The sequence below is a fragment of the Mesorhizobium sp. M2E.F.Ca.ET.209.01.1.1 genome, assembly GCF_004010375.2.
Taxonomy (GTDB): Bacteria; Pseudomonadota; Alphaproteobacteria; order Rhizobiales; family Rhizobiaceae; genus Mesorhizobium.
The window spans coordinates 1-297 of the sequence record NZ_SADP02001058.1; the positions used below are offsets into that span (position 1 = coordinate 1).

The following is a 297-nucleotide window of genomic DNA, read 5'->3' on the forward strand; positions in this document are numbered from 1 at the left end:
GTTCATGCCGCACAAAAACAGGATCGAGTGGGGCAGGGCGGGCACTAGAGCATGATCCCGAAAAGTGGGAACCGGTTTTCGGACCAGATCATGCTCCAACAAAAGAGCATGATCCCGAAAAGTGGGAACCGGTTTTCGGAAAAGATCATGCTCCAACAAAGAGCTGGATCAGGATGGTGTTTCAACGAAACGTCATCCTGATCTAACCGCGCCAGTGCAGCACGCAGACCAGCGTGAACAGCCGCCGCGCCGTGTCGAAGTCGATCTCGATCTTACCGGCGAGCCGGTCCATCAGCG

The 297-nt window shown here is 55.6% G+C and carries 1 protein-coding gene and 1 pseudogene; one reads left to right on the plus strand and one right to left on the minus strand.

Translation table 11 applies throughout. From position 1 onward, the window contains the following. Positions 1-206: pseudogene (locus EN852_RS42030) on the plus strand (hypothetical protein); the annotation flags it as partial. On the opposite strand, the gene EN852_RS39115 reads toward EN852_RS42030, so the two are convergent. After that, on the minus strand, positions 203-297 hold a 95-nt coding region (locus EN852_RS39115; protein ID WP_189546632.1), incomplete at its 5' end, for a UPF0262 family protein. The pseudogene EN852_RS42030 and the gene EN852_RS39115 overlap by 4 nt on opposite strands.